At 60.7% G+C, this 535-nt stretch carries 1 protein-coding gene; it reads left to right on the plus strand.

Translation table 11 applies throughout. The features are described from left to right. Positions 1 to 352: 352 nt before the first annotated feature. Positions 353 to 535: adenylyltransferase/cytidyltransferase family protein (locus JF66_RS21110; protein ID WP_035880949.1), on the plus strand; the 183-nt coding region annotated here is incomplete at its 3' end.

Here is a 535-nt window from a genome sequence, read left to right on the forward strand (position 1 = left end):
GAGAGGGGGAGGCCGGAGGGAGTCAGGCCGCCCAGAAGGGAATACACCGGAGGCTGGATTCAGGCAAGGAACTCAGGCATGAAGCTACTGATTTCGCCGATGCACGTGTTCGGAACAACGTGCGGGATGGGGCGACCGTAGGGGACCACCTATGTATCCTGATCTTCTCTCACTTCTGTGCCCATGTCAATGAAAAGCGAAATACGGGGCGAAACCCCCACTTGTGGGAGAGACGCGCCCGCGGGTGGCCCGGTCCGTGACCGCTGGCTATGATCTGGCGTATCCCTGTTGTGACAGAAAGTAGATTCCCGTGAACCACGTCAGGTCCGAGTCCCGCCGACGCACGGATGGCATGAGGGTCGGTTACGCGGCCGGGGGATTCGACCTTTTTCACGTGGGGCACCTCAATATCCTTCGTCAGGCACGAAGCCAGTGCGATTTTCTGATCGCCGGTGTGGTTTCCGACGAGATGCTCCAGCTGACCAAGGGGGCGCCCCCCGTCGTCCCCCTCAGTGAGCGCCTGGAAATAGTGCGG

Source organism: Cryobacterium sp. MLB-32 (assembly GCF_000738085.1).
Lineage (GTDB): Bacteria > Actinomycetota > Actinomycetes > Actinomycetales > Microbacteriaceae > Cryobacterium.